Source organism: Massilimicrobiota sp. mt181 (genome assembly GCF_055420065.1).
The window spans coordinates 1-15,835 of the sequence record NZ_JBVAYN010000035.1; the positions used below are offsets into that span (position 1 = coordinate 1).

General features: G+C 33.7%; 31 protein-coding genes. All 31 read left to right on the forward strand.

Annotated features, from left to right (window positions below):
- Positions 1 to 839 precede the first annotated feature (839 nt).
- The 31 genes from rpsJ (at position 840) to ACZYT4_RS13160 (ending at position 15,834) form a co-directional block, all read left to right on the forward strand.
- Positions 840 to 1,148 carry a 30S ribosomal protein S10 gene (gene rpsJ, locus ACZYT4_RS13010; protein WP_463786507.1) on the forward strand — a complete coding sequence of 103 codons (309 nt, stop codon included), beginning with the start codon at positions 840 to 842 and terminating at the stop codon, positions 1,146 to 1,148.
- A 21-nt stretch (positions 1,149 to 1,169) separates the two neighbouring features.
- The gene (gene rplC, locus ACZYT4_RS13015; RefSeq protein ID WP_463786509.1) at positions 1,170 to 1,886 is read left to right on the forward strand and encodes a 50S ribosomal protein L3; all 717 of its coding nucleotides are present in this window, start codon (positions 1,170 to 1,172) and stop codon (positions 1,884 to 1,886) included.
- Between the two features lie 22 nt (positions 1,887 to 1,908).
- Positions 1,909 to 2,535, forward strand: a complete 627-nt coding sequence (gene rplD / locus ACZYT4_RS13020; RefSeq protein ID WP_463786511.1) for a 50S ribosomal protein L4 — start codon at positions 1,909 to 1,911, stop codon at positions 2,533 to 2,535.
- Positions 2,535 to 2,825 carry a 50S ribosomal protein L23 gene (gene rplW, locus ACZYT4_RS13025; RefSeq protein ID WP_463786513.1) on the forward strand — a complete coding sequence of 97 codons (291 nt, stop codon included), beginning with the start codon at positions 2,535 to 2,537 and terminating at the stop codon, positions 2,823 to 2,825. Before rplD ends, rplW begins: the two co-directional genes overlap by 1 nt.
- A gap of 58 nt (positions 2,826 to 2,883) precedes the next feature.
- Positions 2,884 to 3,717 carry a 50S ribosomal protein L2 gene (gene rplB / locus ACZYT4_RS13030; protein WP_463786516.1) on the forward strand — a complete coding sequence of 278 codons (834 nt, stop codon included), beginning with the start codon at positions 2,884 to 2,886 and terminating at the stop codon, positions 3,715 to 3,717.
- Positions 3,718 to 3,735: 18 nt separating this feature from the next.
- Positions 3,736 to 4,014: a 30S ribosomal protein S19 gene (gene rpsS / locus ACZYT4_RS13035; protein WP_087245354.1), complete on the forward strand. Its 279-nt coding sequence runs from the start codon at positions 3,736 to 3,738 to the stop codon at positions 4,012 to 4,014.
- A gap of 20 nt (positions 4,015 to 4,034) precedes the next feature.
- Positions 4,035 to 4,367, forward strand: a complete 333-nt coding sequence (gene rplV / locus ACZYT4_RS13040) for a 50S ribosomal protein L22 (protein ID WP_087245356.1) — start codon at positions 4,035 to 4,037, stop codon at positions 4,365 to 4,367.
- Between the two features lie 11 nt (positions 4,368 to 4,378).
- Positions 4,379 to 5,032: a 30S ribosomal protein S3 gene (rpsC, locus tag ACZYT4_RS13045; protein WP_087245358.1), complete on the forward strand. Its 654-nt coding sequence runs from the start codon at positions 4,379 to 4,381 to the stop codon at positions 5,030 to 5,032.
- A 2-nt stretch (positions 5,033 to 5,034) separates the two neighbouring features.
- On the forward strand, positions 5,035 to 5,445 hold the full coding sequence (gene rplP / locus ACZYT4_RS13050; protein WP_087304983.1) for a 50S ribosomal protein L16: 411 nt from the start codon (positions 5,035 to 5,037) through the stop codon (positions 5,443 to 5,445).
- Positions 5,446 to 5,447: 2 nt separating this feature from the next.
- Complete coding sequence (gene rpmC, locus ACZYT4_RS13055) at positions 5,448 to 5,642, forward strand: 50S ribosomal protein L29 (RefSeq protein ID WP_463786522.1); 195 nt, start codon at positions 5,448 to 5,450, stop codon at positions 5,640 to 5,642.
- A 12-nt stretch (positions 5,643 to 5,654) separates the two neighbouring features.
- The gene (rpsQ, locus tag ACZYT4_RS13060) at positions 5,655 to 5,915 is read left to right on the forward strand and encodes a 30S ribosomal protein S17 (protein ID WP_463786525.1); all 261 of its coding nucleotides are present in this window, start codon (positions 5,655 to 5,657) and stop codon (positions 5,913 to 5,915) included.
- Between the two features lie 29 nt (positions 5,916 to 5,944).
- The gene (rplN, locus tag ACZYT4_RS13065) at positions 5,945 to 6,313 is read left to right on the forward strand and encodes a 50S ribosomal protein L14 (protein ID WP_087357960.1); all 369 of its coding nucleotides are present in this window, start codon (positions 5,945 to 5,947) and stop codon (positions 6,311 to 6,313) included.
- A gap of 14 nt (positions 6,314 to 6,327) precedes the next feature.
- Entirely contained in the window at positions 6,328 to 6,660 is a 333-nt protein-coding gene (gene rplX / locus ACZYT4_RS13070) for a 50S ribosomal protein L24 (protein WP_463786528.1), read from the forward strand.
- An 18-nt stretch (positions 6,661 to 6,678) separates the two neighbouring features.
- The gene (gene rplE, locus ACZYT4_RS13075) at positions 6,679 to 7,218 is read left to right on the forward strand and encodes a 50S ribosomal protein L5 (protein WP_463786531.1); all 540 of its coding nucleotides are present in this window, start codon (positions 6,679 to 6,681) and stop codon (positions 7,216 to 7,218) included.
- Positions 7,219 to 7,232: 14 nt separating this feature from the next.
- Positions 7,233 to 7,418 (forward strand): type Z 30S ribosomal protein S14, encoded by a 186-nt coding sequence (locus ACZYT4_RS13080; protein WP_066447586.1) that lies wholly within the window; start codon positions 7,233 to 7,235, stop codon positions 7,416 to 7,418.
- A 33-nt stretch (positions 7,419 to 7,451) separates the two neighbouring features.
- Positions 7,452 to 7,841 carry a 30S ribosomal protein S8 gene (rpsH, locus tag ACZYT4_RS13085; protein WP_463786534.1) on the forward strand — a complete coding sequence of 130 codons (390 nt, stop codon included), beginning with the start codon at positions 7,452 to 7,454 and terminating at the stop codon, positions 7,839 to 7,841.
- Between the two features lie 28 nt (positions 7,842 to 7,869).
- The gene (gene rplF / locus ACZYT4_RS13090; protein ID WP_463786536.1) at positions 7,870 to 8,415 is read left to right on the forward strand and encodes a 50S ribosomal protein L6; all 546 of its coding nucleotides are present in this window, start codon (positions 7,870 to 7,872) and stop codon (positions 8,413 to 8,415) included.
- A gap of 28 nt (positions 8,416 to 8,443) precedes the next feature.
- Complete coding sequence (gene rplR, locus ACZYT4_RS13095; protein WP_463786539.1) at positions 8,444 to 8,800, forward strand: 50S ribosomal protein L18; 357 nt, start codon at positions 8,444 to 8,446, stop codon at positions 8,798 to 8,800.
- A gap of 15 nt (positions 8,801 to 8,815) precedes the next feature.
- The gene (rpsE, locus tag ACZYT4_RS13100) at positions 8,816 to 9,379 is read left to right on the forward strand and encodes a 30S ribosomal protein S5 (RefSeq protein ID WP_463786540.1); all 564 of its coding nucleotides are present in this window, start codon (positions 8,816 to 8,818) and stop codon (positions 9,377 to 9,379) included.
- A 14-nt stretch (positions 9,380 to 9,393) separates the two neighbouring features.
- The gene (rpmD, locus tag ACZYT4_RS13105) at positions 9,394 to 9,585 is read left to right on the forward strand and encodes a 50S ribosomal protein L30 (protein WP_463786543.1); all 192 of its coding nucleotides are present in this window, start codon (positions 9,394 to 9,396) and stop codon (positions 9,583 to 9,585) included.
- 11 nt (positions 9,586 to 9,596) lie between these two features.
- A complete protein-coding gene (rplO, locus tag ACZYT4_RS13110) occupies positions 9,597 to 10,037 on the forward strand; it encodes a 50S ribosomal protein L15 (protein WP_463786545.1) in 441 nt (146 codons plus the stop codon).
- 1 nt (position 10,038) lies between these two features.
- Entirely contained in the window at positions 10,039 to 11,340 is a 1,302-nt protein-coding gene (secY, locus tag ACZYT4_RS13115; RefSeq protein WP_463786550.1) for a preprotein translocase subunit SecY, read from the forward strand.
- 23 nt (positions 11,341 to 11,363) lie between these two features.
- Entirely contained in the window at positions 11,364 to 12,011 is a 648-nt protein-coding gene (locus tag ACZYT4_RS13120; protein WP_463786553.1) for an adenylate kinase, read from the forward strand.
- Positions 12,011 to 12,757 carry a type I methionyl aminopeptidase gene (gene map, locus ACZYT4_RS13125; RefSeq protein ID WP_463786555.1) on the forward strand — a complete coding sequence of 249 codons (747 nt, stop codon included), beginning with the start codon at positions 12,011 to 12,013 and terminating at the stop codon, positions 12,755 to 12,757. The genes ACZYT4_RS13120 and map overlap by 1 nt, the downstream gene beginning before the upstream one ends.
- Before the next feature lie 16 nt (positions 12,758 to 12,773).
- Positions 12,774 to 12,995: a translation initiation factor IF-1 gene (infA, locus tag ACZYT4_RS13130; RefSeq protein ID WP_463786557.1), complete on the forward strand. Its 222-nt coding sequence runs from the start codon at positions 12,774 to 12,776 to the stop codon at positions 12,993 to 12,995.
- A gap of 30 nt (positions 12,996 to 13,025) precedes the next feature.
- The gene (rpmJ, locus tag ACZYT4_RS13135) at positions 13,026 to 13,139 is read left to right on the forward strand and encodes a 50S ribosomal protein L36 (RefSeq protein ID WP_006505646.1); all 114 of its coding nucleotides are present in this window, start codon (positions 13,026 to 13,028) and stop codon (positions 13,137 to 13,139) included.
- Between the two features lie 18 nt (positions 13,140 to 13,157).
- The gene (gene rpsM / locus ACZYT4_RS13140; protein ID WP_463786560.1) at positions 13,158 to 13,523 is read left to right on the forward strand and encodes a 30S ribosomal protein S13; all 366 of its coding nucleotides are present in this window, start codon (positions 13,158 to 13,160) and stop codon (positions 13,521 to 13,523) included.
- Positions 13,524 to 13,537: 14 nt separating this feature from the next.
- Entirely contained in the window at positions 13,538 to 13,927 is a 390-nt protein-coding gene (rpsK, locus tag ACZYT4_RS13145) for a 30S ribosomal protein S11 (RefSeq protein WP_087245396.1), read from the forward strand.
- Between the two features lie 41 nt (positions 13,928 to 13,968).
- Positions 13,969 to 14,913: a DNA-directed RNA polymerase subunit alpha gene (locus tag ACZYT4_RS13150; protein ID WP_087245398.1), complete on the forward strand. Its 945-nt coding sequence runs from the start codon at positions 13,969 to 13,971 to the stop codon at positions 14,911 to 14,913.
- Between the two features lie 35 nt (positions 14,914 to 14,948).
- Complete coding sequence (gene rplQ, locus ACZYT4_RS13155; RefSeq protein ID WP_463786564.1) at positions 14,949 to 15,311, forward strand: 50S ribosomal protein L17; 363 nt, start codon at positions 14,949 to 14,951, stop codon at positions 15,309 to 15,311.
- A gap of 157 nt (positions 15,312 to 15,468) precedes the next feature.
- Positions 15,469 to 15,834, forward strand: coding sequence for a hypothetical protein (locus ACZYT4_RS13160; RefSeq protein ID WP_463786568.1), 366 nt, complete (start codon positions 15,469 to 15,471; stop codon positions 15,832 to 15,834).
- Position 15,835 lies beyond the last annotated feature (1 nt).

Genomic DNA, 15,835 nt, shown 5'->3' on the forward strand with positions numbered 1-15,835 from the left:
TTTTTTTTATTTATATGGGAAAAAGGACATATAAAAAATCCGATAGCATTATTCAAAGTGCCTATCGGATTTTTCCATATTTATAAGGAATTATCAAAAATTGATAAATCTAAAATTTGTTTCTTTGACAATTTGTTTTTTTACTACATCGGCTTTCATTATAAAGATAATGATATATCAATGAACAGAGTGAAAGATTTTGAAATTTTGATTGTTCATGATGAGAAGATTGCAGAATCATATATTTCTATATTTATTTTTGGTATATTCTTATGTTTTTGATTTGATTTCCATAATAATGATTATTTGATATTTTTTTAATAGTTAGAAAATCCATTATATATATTATAGATATGTTTGTTTTGTATGATTTAGGAAGCATGAAGAAACGTTTTGGTTTTTATGTTGCATTATTGTATAGTTGATAGTGAAAAATAAATGGGGAATAGAGGATTAGTTCTTTCTAATATAAAGGGTTAGATTTCATATAGTAAGGTAACATAATGAATAATTGTTGTAGATGTTTAAAGAAAGGCTTTTTAAGTAGTCATCATATATTTACTTTTACTTATAAAAGAAAGTCGATTGATGTTGAAATAAATGCTATTTGAGCACCTTTTTTCATAAAAAAATAAGCAGTTAAAATATCTTTAAATTTTTGTAAAAATATTATGAAAAAAGCTTGATTTAAAGCGCATTTTAGTGTAAAATGCCATTGTTGTGAACGCGTAGAAGTGTGAGGTTGCTGAAACGCTGATAGCCGTTGTCATGAGCGGAGGACGTATTCAGGGAATTCGCATCGAGCGGGCCAATAAATTGGCAAGAAGGAGGAATAAGTCATGGCAAACAACAAAATTAGAATTCGTTTGAAATCATTTGATCACAAAATCTTAGATACTTCTGCTGAAAAAATTGTATCAGCTGCGAAGAAGTCAGGAGCACAAGTTGTAGGTCCTGTACCTCTACCAACTGAAAAAGAAATTTATACAATTTTAAGAGCAGTTCACAAGTATAAAGATTCACGTGAACAATTTGAAATCAGAACTCACAAACGTCTAATTGACATTGTGAATCCAACACCAGAAACAGTTGATGTATTAACTCGTTTAGAATTACCAAGTGGTGTTGATATCGAAATTAAATTATAAGGAAAGGTAAAGGTGTAACTCATGAAAGGAATCTTAGGTCGTAAGATTGGAATGACTCAAGTTTTCACTACTGATGGAAAATTAATCCCAGTAACAGTTGTAGAAGCAACACCAAACGTTGTATTACAAAAGAAAACAGTTGCTACTGACGGATATGATGCTATCCAAGTTGGTTTTGAAGACAAGAGAGAAAAATTAGCAACAAAAGCTCATAAAGGTCATGTTGCAAAAGCTGAAACAGCTCCTAAGCGCTTCATTAGAGAATTTCGTTTTGACGAAATGATGAGTTATGAAGTTGGTCAAGAAATTAAAGTTGATAGCTTTGTAGCTGGTGAAGTGGTTGATGTAACAGGAACTAGCAAAGGTAAAGGTTATCAAGGTGTTATAAAAAGACATGGACAACAAAGAGGACCAATGGGACATGGTTCTGGTGCACATAGAATCGTTGGTTCAATGGGGCCAATTGCTCCTAACAGAATCGCTCCAGGTAAAAAATTACCAGGACATATGGGACATGTTACAAGAACAGTTCAAAACTTGGAAATCGTTGCTGTTGATGTTGAAAACAATGTATTGTTAATTAGCGGATCAATCCCTGGTCCTAAAAAAGGATTAGTTGTTGTCAAATCTGCAGTTAAAGGAAATGGAAAAGTAAATCCTGCTAAGGATTTAGTTGTATATGAAACTGAAAGTCCAGTGGTAGAAGAAACTACTGATGCAGTGGAAACTGCTGAATAATGAAGCGAAAGGAGGAAAACTAATGTTAAAAGTTGCAGTATATAATCAAGAAGGACAAAAAGTTAAAGATACAGAATTAAATGAATCTGTATTTGGTATTGAACCAAATAACCAAGCAATCTTTGATATGGTCTTACTACAAAGAGCTTCATGGAGACAAGGGACTCATAAAGTGAAAAACCGTACTGAAGTTAAAGGTGGAGGAAAGAAACCTTGGCGTCAAAAAGGTACAGGTAGAGCAAGACAAGGATCTATCCGTGCTCCACAATGGAGAGGTGGAGGAGTTGTATTTGGTCCTACACCAGATAGAAACTATAAATTAAAAATGAACAGAAAAGTAAGACGTTTAGCACTTAAATCTGCTTTAAGTCAAAAAGTGATTGATAGTGAATTAACTGTTTTAGATAATATCGCTATGGAAGCACCAAAGACAAAAGCGATGGTTAAAGTGTTAGAAAACTTAGAAGCTAACAGAAAAACATTAATCGTTATGGACGAAGTTGATGAAAACGTAGCTTTATCAGCAAGAAATATTCCTGGTGTTAAAGTGATCGATTCAAAAGGACTTAACGTATATGATATCTTAGATAGCACTAAGTTAGTAATGACTGAAGGAGCTATCAAAGCTGTTGAGGAGGTATTGGCATAATGGCACATATTACAGATGTTTTAAAGAAACCAGTACTTACTGAAAAATCTTTATTGTTACAACAAAACGAAAACAAATATACATTTGATGTAGATTTAACTGCTAATAAAACTGAAGTTAAAGTTGCAGTTGAAAAAATGTTTGATGTTAAAGTTGATAGTGTAAACATTATGAATGTGAAACCTAAAACAAAAAGAATGGGTAGATACGTTGGTAAAACAAAAAGAAGAAGAAAAGCTATTGTTAAATTAAAAGAAGGTTATTCAATCGATTTATTCGGTGAAGAATAATTGTAAGAACTATTGGAATGAACTCCATTCCAGATAAGATAAATAAGGAGGAAATCAAATGCCTATTAAAGCATATAAGCCTACGACAAACGGACGTCGTAATATGACTTCTTTAACTTATGAAGAAATTACAACAAATAAGCCAGAGAAATCATTAACAGTTCGTTTATCAAAAAAAGGTGGACGTAATAATCAAGGTGTCATCACTACTCGTCATCACGGTGGTGGACATAAACGTTTATATCGTATTATTGATTTTAAACGTAATAAAGATGATATTGTTGGTAAAGTTGCCACAATTGAATATGATCCAAATAGATCTGCAAACATCGCATTAATTCATTATGTTGATGGTGAAAAAAGATATATTCTTGCACCTAAAGGATTAGAAGTAGGAATGAAAATTGTATCTGGTGAACATGCTGATATTATCGTAGGAAACAGCTTACCAATGGGAAATATGCCAGAAGGTACTGTTATCCACAATATTGAAATGCATCCTGGAAAAGGTGGACAAATCGCTAGATCTGCAGGTGTTTCTGCTCAAATCTTAGGTAAAGAAGGAAAATATGTTACTGTAAGATTAGCTTCTGGTGAAGTGAGAAAATTCTTAGCAGTTTGTAGAGCAACAGTTGGTGTTGTTGGAAATGAAGATCATGGATTAGTTAATATTGGTAAAGCTGGACGTAACAGATGGAAAGGTATTAGACCTACAGTTCGTGGTTCTGTTATGAACCCTAATGATCACCCTCATGGTGGTGGTGAAGGTAGAACTTCAATCGGTCGTAAAGCTCCAATGACTCCATGGGGTAAAAAAGCTCTTGGAGTTAAAACTAGAAATAGTAAAAAAGCTTCAAATAAATTAATCGTACGTCGTCGTAACGGTAAATAAGAAGGAGGGTTATAGAATATGGCAAGAAGTTTAAAAAAAGGTCCATTCGTGGATGAACACTTAATGAAAAAAGTTGAAGCATTAAATGCTGCTAACAAAAAAGAAGTCATTAAAACATGGTCAAGACGTTCTACAATCTTCCCACAATTTATTGAACATACGTTCGCAGTTTATAACGGAAGAGAACACATCCCAGTATATGTTACTGAAGATATGGTTGGACATAAATTAGGAGAATTTGCTCCTACAAGAACTTATCATGGTCATGATGCTGATGATAAAAAATCTGGTAAATAGAAAGAGAGGAGAAAATAAACATGGAAGCAAGAGCTCAAGCTAAAATGATTCGTGTTTCACCTCAAAAAGCAAGATTAGTTGTTGACTTGGTAAGAGGGAAGCAAGTAAAAGAAGCACTTGGAATCTTAGAATTCGTTAATAAAAGTGCAACTCCTGCAATCATTAAAGTCGTTAAATCTGCTGCACAAAACGCTGTATTCAATGAAGGTGCAGAAGAAGATAAATTATACATCAAAGAAATTTATGTAGACGAAGGTCCTACATTAAAAAGATTCCGTGCAAGAGCAAAAGGAAGCGGAACTCAAATTTTAAAAAGAACAAGCCACATCACTTGTGTGGTTGCTGAAAGATAGGAGGGCAAAGTATGGGTCAAAAAGTAAGTCCAGTAGGATTACGTGTTGGCGTTAACCGTAATTGGAATTCAAGATGGTACGCTAATGATAAAGACTTTGCTTCATTATTACACGAAGATATCAAAATTCGTGAATTCTTATATGCAAAGTTAAAAGGCGCTTATGTCGCTAATATTGAAATTGAAAGATCTAAAAATCGTGTAAGCATCTATGTTCATACATCTCGTCCAGGTGTTGTTATTGGAAAAGATGGAGAAGCTGTTGATGCATTAAGAAAAGAAGTTGCAAAAATGGTTAATGGTAAACAAGTGTTTATCAATATCGTTGAAATTAAAAATCCAGATGTTGTTGCTCAACTTGTAGCAAACAAGATTGCTGAACAATTAGAAAACCGTGCTTCATTTAGAACAGTTCAAAAAAGAGCTATTCAAGCTGCAATGAGAGCTGGTGCTAAAGGAATCAAAACAGCTGTTTCAGGACGTTTAGGTGGTGCTGATATGGCAAGAACTGAAGGTTATTCTGAAGGTGTTGTACCTCTTCATACATTAAGAGCTGACATTGATTATGCGACTGCTGAAGCTGACACAACTTATGGAAAATTAGGAGTAAAAGTTTGGATTTGTAAGGGAGAAATTCTTCCTGCAAAGAAGAAAGGGGATAAATAATCATGTTGATGCCTAAGAGAACTAAATATAGAAGACCTCATAGAATCAAATATGAAGGTAAAGCTAAAGGTGGAACTCAAGTTTCTTTTGGTGAATATGGATTACAGGCTTTAGAAGGTGCTTGGATTACTTCAAGACAAATCGAAGCTGCTCGTATCGCTATGAACCGTTATATGAAACGTGGTGGGCAAGTTTGGATTAGAATCTTCCCTCATTTAGCTAAAACAAAGAAACCTCTTGAAGTCCGTATGGGTTCAGGTAAAGGTGCTCCAGAAGAATGGGTAGCAGTTGTCAAAACAGGTCGCGTTATGTTCGAAGTTGCTGGTGTAGAAGAAGAAGTTGCAAGAGAAGCATTAAGACTTGCATCTCACAAATTACCAGTGAAATGTAAGATTATTGGAAGAGGTGAGTAATTGTGACAGTTCAAGATATTAGAAATACAGAAACTCAAGAATTACTTAACAAAGTAGAAGAGTACAAAAAAGAATTATTTGGATTAAGATTCCAACAAGCAACAGGACAATTAGAAAATACTGCTCGTATTAGAACAGTTAGAAAAAATATCGCAAGAATTAAAACAGTTATTAGAGAAAGAGAATTAAACAAATAGAAGGAGTAGACTATGGAAAGAAATAATCGTAAGGTTTATACTGGAACAGTTGTTTCTACAAAAATGGATAAAACAATTACTGTTTTAGTTGAAACTCATGTAAAACACAAAAAATACGGAAAACGTGTTAAATCTTCTAAAAAGTTTAAGGCTCATGATGAAGAAAATATTGCTAGAGATGGAGATGTTGTAAAAATTATGGCAACACGCCCATTATCAGCAACTAAACGTTTCCGTTTAGTAGAAGTCGTAAAGAAAGCAGACATTATTTAATTCATAAAATCTGAAAGGAGGTCACTTGAATGATCCAGAATGAAAGCAGATTAAAAGTTGCTGACAATACAGGAGCAAAAGAAGTACTAGTAATTAGAAACCTTGGTGGTTCAAATAGAAAATTTAGTAACATCGGTGATATAGTCGTAGCGACAGTGAAACAAGCGACTCCAGGTGGTACAGTTAAAAAAGGTGAAGTTGTAAAAGCTGTCATCGTAAGAACAAAATATGGTGTTAACCGTGAAAATGGTTCATATATTAAATTTGATGATAATGCATGTGTTATTATCAAAGATGATAATTCACCTAGAGGAACTCGTATCTTTGGACCGGTAGCAAGAGAGTTAAGAGATGCAGATTTCATGAAAATCGTATCATTAGCTCCTGAGGTATTATAGGAGGAGACGAGAAGATGAAATTACGTGTTGGTGATACAGTTCAAGTTATCGCTGGTAGCGATAAAGGAAAAACTGGAGAAATTATTCAAATTCTAAGAAAAGAAGATAGAGTGATTGTTGAAGGTGTGAATATGGTAACTAAACACATCAAACCTTCACAAGCTGATCCAGAAGGTGGTATTGTAACAAGAGAAGCACCAATTCATGTTTCAAATGTTGCATACTATGATTCAAAAGCAAAACAAGCTGTAAAAATCGGATATGCTTTCGATGAAGAAGGTAAAAAATACCGTATTAATAAGAAAACAGGAAAAGCATTAGATAAAACTACAAAGAAGAAAAAGTAATCGGAAGGAGGTTAAATAATGAACCGACTAAAGGAACGTTATGAAAGTGAAATTGTTAAGTCATTAATGACTAAATTTAATTATAGTTCTGTAATGCAAGTTCCAGCTATGGAAAAAATTGTTATCAACATCGGTGTTGGTGATGCTGTTAGCAACTCTAAATTATTAGATGAAGCTGTTGAAGAATTAACTTTAATTTCAGGACAAAAACCAGTGATTACTAAAGCTAAAAAATCAATTGCTGGATTTAAATTACGTGAAGGAATGCCAATTGGTTGTAAAGTCACTTTACGTGGAGAAAGAATGTATGAATTCTTAGATAAATTAATTAGTATTTCTTTACCTCGTGTAAGAGATTTTAGAGGTGTACCAAAGAATTCTTTTGATGGAAGAGGAAATTACACTTTAGGTGTTAAAGAACAATTAATTTTCCCTGAAATCAATTTCGATAAAGTAAACAAAATCAGAGGAATGGATATCGTATTCGTAACAACTGCTAAAACTGATGAAGAAGGTCATGAATTATTAGCACAATTAGGAATGCCATTCCATAAATAAGGAGGACTTAATTAATGGCTAAAACATCAATGAAAGTTAAACAACAACGTCCTCAAAAATACAAAGTTCGTGAATATACAAGATGCGAACGTTGTGGACGTCCACATGCAGTAATTAGAAAATTTAAATTATGCCGTATTTGCTTCAGAGAATTAGCTTATAAAGGTGAAATTCCTGGTGTTAAAAAAGCAAGCTGGTAATCAAATCATCCAAATGGAAGGAGGACATTTCAAATGACAGATCCAATTGCAGATATGTTAACAAGAATTCGTAATGCGAATCAACAACGTCATGATGAAGTTGTGGTTCCTGCATCAAAATTAAAAGTGCAATTAGCTGAAATTTTGAAAAACGAAGGATTTATTAAAGGATATAAAGTTGAAGGTGAAGGTGTCATTAAAAACATTGTCATCACTTTAAAATATAAAGGAAATGATAGAGTTATCACTGGATTAAAGAGAGTTTCTAAACCAGGACTTCGTCAATATGCAAAAGTAAATGAAATCCCTAAGGTATTAAATGGTTTAGGAATTGTTATATTATCAACTTCTCAAGGATTAATGACTGATAAAGAAGCTAGAGCTAAACAAATCGGTGGAGAAGTCTTAGCATATATTTGGTAATAAATAAAAGAAACAGGAGGTGTAACTGATGTCTCGTGTAGGTAATAAGATTATCAACGTACCTGAAGGCGTAAAAGTTGAAATCGCTGCTGATAATACTGTAACTGTCACAGGTGCAAAAGGGACTTTAGTCAGACAATTTTCACCATTGATTAATATCAATATGGATGAAAATACAATTACAGTAAGCAGAAGTAGTGAACAAAAACATGTAAAACAATTACACGGTACAACAAGAGCTTTACTTTTTAATATGATCGAAGGTGTACACAACGGTTATAAAAAAGAATTAGAAGTTGTTGGTATTGGTTATCGTGCTCAAATGCAAGGTAATAAATTAGTATTAAATGTAGGATATTCTCATCCAGTAGAAGTTGAAGGAGAAGAAGGAGTTAAGATTGAAACTCCATCTCAAACATCAATTATTGTTTCTGGAATCTCTAAAGAAAGAGTTGGAGAAATTGCAGCAAGAATTAGAGCTGTGAAAAAACCTGAACCTTATAAAGGAAAAGGTATTAAATACGTTGGTGAAAGAATTATTAGAAAAGAAGGTAAAACTGCTGGTAAGAAGTAGTTAATGAAATAAGGAAGGAGCTATTATCATGGCTAAAACTATGTCAAGAAACGATTTACGTAAAAAACGTCATGCAAGAGTTCGTAGAAAAATTAGTGGAACTCCTGAATGTCCTCGTTTAAATGTATTCCGTTCAAGCTCTCATATCCATGCACAAATTATTGATGATGTTAATGGAGTAACTTTAGTTGCTGCATCTTCAGTAGATATGAAACTAGCAAATGGTGGAAATGTAGAAGCTGCTACACAAGTTGGTAAAGAAATTGCAAAGAGAGCTATTGCAAAAAATATTGAAAATGTAGTATTCGATCGTGGTGGATATATTTATCATGGTCGTGTAAAAGCACTAGCTGATGCTGCTAGAGAAGCTGGATTAAAATTCTAATAGGGAGGTTAAAGAATGGAACAACGTAAACCAAGAGAAAATGGACCAAGAAGAAATGGGCCAAGAAGAAACGGACCAAGAAGAAATGGACCAAGAGTTGAAAAAGAATTCGAAGAACGTGTTGTCACAATTAACCGTGTTACTAAAGTTGTTAAAGGTGGACGTAAATTTCGCTTTGCTGCATTAGTCGTTATCGGTGATAAAAAAGGTCGCGTTGGATTTGGAACAGGTAAAGCTAACGAAGTACCTGATGCTATTAGAAAAGCATCTGAAGCAGCTAAAAGAAATATTATTAATGTACCTATCATTCATGGAACAATTCCTCATGAAATTAATGGTATGTATGGATCAGGGCATGTATTCTTAAGACCTGCATCTGAAGGTACTGGAATCATCGCTGGTGGACCAGTTCGTGCTGTTGTTGAATTAGCTGGATATTCAGATATCATTTCTAAATCAATTGGTTCAAGAACTCCAATCAATATGGTTCGTGCAACAGTAGAAGGTTTAAAATTATTAAAAACTGTTCAACAAGTTGCTGAATTAAGAGATAAAAAAGTTGAAGAAATTTACGGATAGGAGGAGCGTAAGAAATGGCAAAAGAAAATACAGTTATCATTACGCTTGTAAAAAGTCCAATTGGTGCTAAGAAAAATCAAAAGGATACTCTTAAAGCGTTAGGTTTAACAAAAATGCATAAATCAGTTGAAAAAGTTAACAACGAATTTATTCAAGGTATGATCAATACTGTTAAACACCTTGTTAAAGTAGAAGAAAGTAAGTAGGAGGTGTAAACATGAAATTACACGAATTACAATATACTGAAGGTGCACGTAGAGAAAGAAAACGTGTTGGACGTGGAACAAGCTCTGGGCATGGAAAAACTTCTGGAAGAGGGCAAAAAGGTGCTGGTGCTAGAAGTGGTGGAGGAAAGAAACCTGGATTTGAAGGTGGACAAACACCATTATTCATGCGTTTACCTAAGCGTGGATTCACAAACTTCAATAGAGTTGAATATGCTATCGTTAATGTAGAAGATTTAAATAGATTTGAAGCAGGTAGTGTAGTAGATATGGCTGCTTTAAAAGAATGTGGATTAATTAAAAAGGAATTAGATGGTTTAAAAGTTTTAGGTAATGGGAAATTAGAAGTTGCTTTAACAGTTAAAGCAAAGAAATTCTCAAAATCAGCCATTGCTGCCATTGAAGCCGCAGGTGGAAAAACTGAGGTGATCTAGGATGTTAAACTTTTTTAAGAATGTCTTTAAAAAAGGTGAATTACGTCGTAGAATAATTTTTACACTTGGTATGTTGTTCGTATTCCGTTTAGGTGCTGCTATTACAATTCCTTCAATTGATGCTGATGCGATTACTGCTTCAGCAGCTAATAGTGGTATCCTAGGAATTATGAACATGCTTGGTGGAGGTATGTTAGAGAGATTTTCTATCTTTGCATTAGGAATTTCTCCATATATTACAGCATCTATTATTATTGAATTATTATCAATGGATGTCATTCCTGTATTGACTCAATGGAGAAAAGAAGGGAATACAGGAAAAAAGAAAAAAGATCGTGTAACACGTTATGTTACTTTAGTATTAGCAGCAATCCAAGGTGGATCATTAACATATGCATTTGATAGAATGTATGGAATTCTTGATTCATCATCAATTTGGAGTTATGCTTATGTTGTATTAGTTATGATTGCTGGAAGTATGTTAGCAATGTGGATTGGAGATCAGATCACTCAAAAGGGTGTGGGAAATGGAACATCATTATTGATCTTTACTGGTATCGTAGCCAATCTGCCATCTAACTTTATTACAACATTTAATAATTTAGTAACATTTGGCGATGGAACTCAAACAATGGTTTTAGGAATTCTTTGGTATGCTTTATTTGTGATTGTCTATTTAGCAATCGTTATCTTCGTTGTATTTAATGAAGGTGCAGTCAGAAAGATACCAATTATGTATGCAACAAATTCTAATCCAACAATGCGTACTAAGGATAAAACGCATATGCCGATTAAAATTAATAGTTCAGGAGTTTTACCTGTTATCTTTGCTGCATCAGTATTAGCAGCACCAAGAACAATTATTAGTTTTATGGATTCTAATAATATTACACAAACAATTGATACAATTTTAAATTATCAGGAACCATTTGGTTTTTGCTTATACTTATTGTTAATTGTTTTATTTGCTTTCTTCTATTCTAATTTACAAATTGATGCACATAAAATTAGTGATGATTTGAAAAAGAATGGGGGTTCTATTCCAGGCGTTAGAACTGGTTTAGACACTGAAAGATTTATTAGCATGGTTTTAAATAGAGTGACTGTTGTCGGATCAATCTTTCTTATGATTGTTGCAGCAATTCCGATTATGACACCAGTTATCTGGTCACAAACTTCTAATGCTTCATTAACATTAGGTGGAACTGGTTTAATTATCATTACTGGTGTTGCTCTTGAAACAACAAGACAAATCAAAACTTTAATTACTCGTAAAGAGTATCATGGATATATAAGAAAATAGTATAATAAAAGAGGTGTAGAAAAATGAACATTATTTTAATGGGGCCTCCTGGTGCTGGTAAAGGGACTCAAGCTGAAAAACTTGTTAACAAGTATGGTTTGACACAAATATCTACTGGAGACTTATTCAGAAAAGCTTTACGTGAACAAACTAAATTTGGTGTTATTGCAAAATATTTTATGCAATTTGGGCACCTTGTACCAGACGATTATACGATTGAAATGCTTAGAGAATATTTAAGTGAAAATACATTTGAAAATGGATTTATCTTAGATGGTTTCCCTAGAACAATCGTTCAGGCGAGAGAACTTGAAAGCATTGCAAAAGAATTTGACTTTACAATCGATGCAATTATTAATTTAGATATTCCTGTTGAAAAATTAATTACAAGATTATCTGGAAGAAGAACTTGTAAAGATTGTGGAGCAACATTCCATGTTGAATTTAATCCACCAAAAGTTGATGGAGTTTGTGACAAATGTGGTGGGACTTTGTATCAAAGAGAAGATGAGAGCGAAGAAGCTGTTAAAATTAGACTTGATACTTATAACAAACAAACAAGACCTTTAATTGATTATTATACAATGAAAGGTACAATCATTAATATTAATGGTGACCAACCTATGGAAGACGTCTTTAAAGACATTGAAAAAAGCTTGGAGGGTAAATAATGATTGTCACTAAAGACCAAAGAGAAATTGAATTAATGCGTGAGGCTGGTCGCATAGTGGCACTTGTTCACAGTCGCTTAAAAGAATTTATTAAACCTGGTATTACAACTATGGAAATTAATGAATTTTGTGAAAAGGTCATTCGTGATGCGGGTGCAACACCGTCATTTCTTAACCTCTATGGTTTTCCAGGTGCTGTCTGTACTTCAATTAATGAAGTTGTTGTACATGGCATACCAAGTCATAGAAAGTTAAAAGATGGGGATATTATTTCAGTGGATGTTGGTGCATGTTATAAGGGTTATCATGGTGATAGTGCTTGGACTTATGCAGTAGGAAACATTAGTAAAGAAGCTGCATATTTAATGGAAGTGACAGAAAAAGCACTTTATGCAGGTTTATCCCAAGTGAAACCTGGCAATCGTTTATCCGATATATCTCATGCTGTGCAAACTTATCTAGAAAGTCATGGATGCTCAACACCTCGTGATTATACTGGTCACGGGATTGGAACAAAAGTTCATGAAGATCCTGCTGTTCCTAATTATGGAGCACCAGGGAAAGGACCTAGATTAAAAGAGGGAATGACTCTTGCAATCGAGCCAATGGCACATTTAGGAAGATCTGAAACAGATGTCCTAGATGACGATTGGACAGTCGTAACAAGAGATAGATCTCTCGCAGCTCACTATGAACATACTATTGTCATTACAAGTGATGGGTATGAGATTTTGACAAAACTGTAAAAGGGAGTTATAATCAATGGCAAAAAAAGATGACGTTATTGAAGTAGTAGCAACTGTCCTTGAAACATTACCAAATGCAATGTTTAAGGTAGAGTTGGAAAATGGAGCGGTTATTCTGGCTCACGTTTCTGGTAAAATCCGTATGAATTACATTCGCATTTTACCGGGGGATAAAGTAACCGTAGAAATTTCTCCATATGATTTAACACGTGGGCGAATCACATTTAGACATAAATAGAAAATCTTCCCAAAGGAGGTAAAGATTAAGATGAAAGTAAGACCATCAGTAAAACCAATATGCGATAAATGCAGAGTAATTAAACGTAAGGGTAGAGTAATGGTAATCTGTGAAAACCCTAAACATAAACAAAGACAAGGTTAGTTAATAGGAGGAGAGACAATGGCTCGTATAGCAGGTGTTGATATCCCACGTGATAAACGTGTGGTAGTTTCTTTAACTTATATTTATGGTATCGGTTTACCAACAGCTCAAAAAATTTGTGCTGCGACTGGTATTAGCGAAGATACAAGAGTTAAAGATTTAACTGAAGAAGAAGAAGGAAAACTAAGAAAAGAAGTAGAAAATTATAAAGTAGAAGGAGACCTTCGTAGAGAAGTTGCATTAAATATTAAACGTTTAATGGAAATTGGATGCTATAGAGGAATCCGTCATCGTAAAGGACTTCCAGTACGTGGACAAAAAACAAAAACAAACGCTCGTACTCGTAAAGGAAAAGCTCGTCCAATTGCTGGTAAGAAAAAATAGGAGGTTGAACGAAAATGGCAAGAAATAATACTCGTGGTAAAAGACGTGTTAAAAAGAATATAGCAAAAGGTGTCGCACATGTACATTCAACTTTCAATAACACAATTGTTACTGTAACTGATGAACATGGGAATGTAATTACTTGGTCTAGTGCTGGAGCTCTTGGATTCAAAGGATCAAGAAAATCTACTCCATATGCTGCTCAAATGGCTGCTGAAGCTGCTGCAAAAGCATCAATGGATCATGGTATGAAAACTGTTGACGTATGTGTTAAAGGTCCAGGACCAGGACGTGAAGCTGCAGTAAGAGCTTTACAAGCTGCTGGATTAGAAGTAACTTCAATCAACGATGTTACACCTATTCCACATAATGGTTGTCGTCCACCAAAACGTCCTCGTGGATAATGAAGTAAATAAGTAGTTATTTCTAAGTGAGGAGGGAAATAATGCAAAAGTTTGAAAAAGCAAATTTTAATGTCGCAGAATATGATGAAACTGATTTCTATGGTAAGTTTGTTATTGAACCTTTAGAAAGAGGATTCGGAACAACTTTAGGAAATGCTTTACGTAGAGTTCTGTTATCATCTATTCCTGGATGTGCAGTACATGCCATCAAAGTTCAGGGAGCTATTCATGAATTTTCTGCAGTTGATGGTGTCGTAGAAGATGTCACTTCAATTATCTTAAACATTAAAAAACTCGTTTTTGCAATTGATGGTGATGACGATGTAACAATGGTTATTGATGTCAAAGGTCCAGCTGTTGTCACTGGAGCTGACATTCAATGTCCATCAAATGTAACTATGATTTCAAATGACATGGAAATTGCACACGTTGCTGAGGGTGCACATTTCTATATGGAAATGTATGCTCATAAAGATCGTGGATACATGAGTGCTGATCAAAACAAAAAAATGATCAATACAATCGGTGTCATTGCAACTGATTCAATTTATTCACCAGTTGTTAAAGTGGCATATAACGTTGAACCAACTCGTGTAGGACAAAGTGCAAAATATGATCAATTGACTTTAGAAGTTACAACTGACGGGTCTATTCAGCCACATGAAGCTTTAGCATTAGCTGCTAAAATCTTAGTGGAACATTTAAATATGTTTGTTGAATTAACTGATATGGCAATGAACATGGAAGTTATGAGCGAAACTGAAGAAGACACAAGTAATAAAGTATTAGATATGACTATTGAAGAATTAGACTTATCTGTACGTTCATATAATTGCTTAAAGAGAGCTGGTATTCAAACAGTTCAAGAACTTGCTTCTAAGAGTGAAGATGATATGATTAAAGTGAGAAACTTAGGTAAGAAATCACTCAAAGAAGTTAAAGAAAAATTAATCGAATTAGGTTTAGGTTTTAAACAAGTCGATTAATCACAGATTAAATATATTGGAAGGAGCACTAATTTATGGCACACAATAGAAAATTAGGGCGTGTATCATCTCATAGAAAAGCAATGTTACGTAACTTAGCTACAGATGTTATCATGTATGGAAAAATTGAAACTACAGTAACAAGAGCTAAAGAAGTTCGTTCAATTGTGGATGAATTAATTACTTTAGGAAAACGTGGAGATTTACATGCAAGAAGACAAGCAGCACAAGTATTACAAGATGTTGTAGATCCTGCTACTGGTAAAACTGCTGTTCAAAAATTATTTGATGAAGTTGCACCAAAATTTGCAGATAAAAATGGTGGATACACTCGTGTTTTAAAAACATATAATCGTAAAGGTGATAATGCACCAATGGCAATTATTGGTTTATTCTAAAAGTGATGGAAACATCACTTTTTTTGTAAATAAAATAATCAAAAATTTCATATTTACTTTTTTATTTTGTTAATGACGTTATCAAATGACTATAAAATCTAGATATTTGATGTATTGAATTTTATAATGTCATTGTCAAATAAAGGAGGACGAGAATATGAAAAAAGAAGAAATTGTTTCACAGGCAAAGGAAGCTTATCAAAGAAACTTTAAAGAAAATAAATTTCAGAAAGAAGAAAAAACTGAAGATGTTGTTTTAAATAAAGAAAACTTAGAAACTGAAGTTGAAGAAATGAAAGAAACAGAGATGGATAAATTAAAAACTTTAAATCTTTTAAGAAGTCAAATTGAGGATAAATCTAAAAATGCATTTCAAAAGACTTTCCATGAAAATACACAACAAGAATCATCTCATCATAAAATGACATCTGAAGAAATGTATGAAAAGATGGAAAAAGAGAAAGAAGATTTATTAAATTCTGTTTCAGCCATGAAAGAACAGCAACTAAAAGCACATCATTGAT